The organism is Paraburkholderia tuberum STM678 (assembly GCF_902833905.1).
Taxonomy (GTDB): Bacteria; Pseudomonadota; Gammaproteobacteria; order Burkholderiales; family Burkholderiaceae; genus Paraburkholderia; species Paraburkholderia tuberum.
In genome coordinates, this window is record NZ_CADFGP010000174.1 from 1 (window position 1) to 905 (window position 905).

1 protein-coding gene is annotated in these 905 nt (G+C 56.6%); it reads right to left on the minus strand.

Annotation, left to right across the window (positions count from 1 at the left end; genetic code table 11):
- Positions 1 to 350: hypothetical protein (locus HWY30_RS41280; RefSeq protein ID WP_244145225.1), on the minus strand; the 350-nt coding region annotated here is incomplete at its 3' end.
- Between the last annotated feature and the right edge of the window lie 555 nt (positions 351 to 905).

The window sequence follows — 905 nt, forward strand, 5'->3', positions numbered from 1 at the left end:
CATTCGCTGCGTCCAGAAATCTGGACTTTAGCCGATCTGGCTACTCTGACCTGAAATCCAGTCCTGGCGCGGCTTGCAGACAAATTCCACGGCCGTCGAAAACCGGCAACCAGTTGATCGAGATGGAGGACGGCAGCGAGGCGCGTACAAGCGTTCAGCGGCGGCACGGCGATTCCGCGTCGCCAATATTGCACGTCATATTCGCTCACACCCAGCCACTTCGCTGCGCGTGCGGAACTGATGCCGGCGCGTGTCAATGCCCTGTCGAGGCGTGCGGCCAAGGCGCGCGTCAGGCGGTCATTCCCGGCACTGCGCTCGAGATGACCGATACTTTGAGTATGTCGATTCATTTGTCTAACTTCTCTCAGATTTTATTTATTTGCAATTCAACACCGGATTTTCGGTGCCGTCCGAATCTACGTATTGGTCATGACGGATTCATGACGCCATGATGCCTTTTCGCCGGCACGCCGAATTTCACTCTGGCGGGCGTCATAGTTGCGAGAGCAACTATTCCTTCGCATTTTGCTCCGCGCTTACTTTGTTCAACCCCTACCCTAGTTCGGATTTTGGCGCCGCGGATAGCTGCGTCGAAACTGGCGGTTATTCCCACGGGACGATCATTCAAATGCTTCGATATGGAGATGGTTTTCGGCGCTGTTTGGGGGAGCGCCGGATTCCTTGATGTCTATCTGCTGCCGAGTGCCGAATCAGTGTGTCCGCGTTCGCCGAGGCCGCGGCTGCCGTTCGCGCTCCACGAAGTTCATGGTGCTTGTCCATGGCGCGTCTCCCCCCAGCGGCTAGCCCCTGTTCTAGAGCGTGTTAGGCACTTTTCATAATCGGTGCAGCATGAACGAGCATAAGCATGGCGAAGACGACGAAGTGCAGGCCTGCCAGGGTTTCGG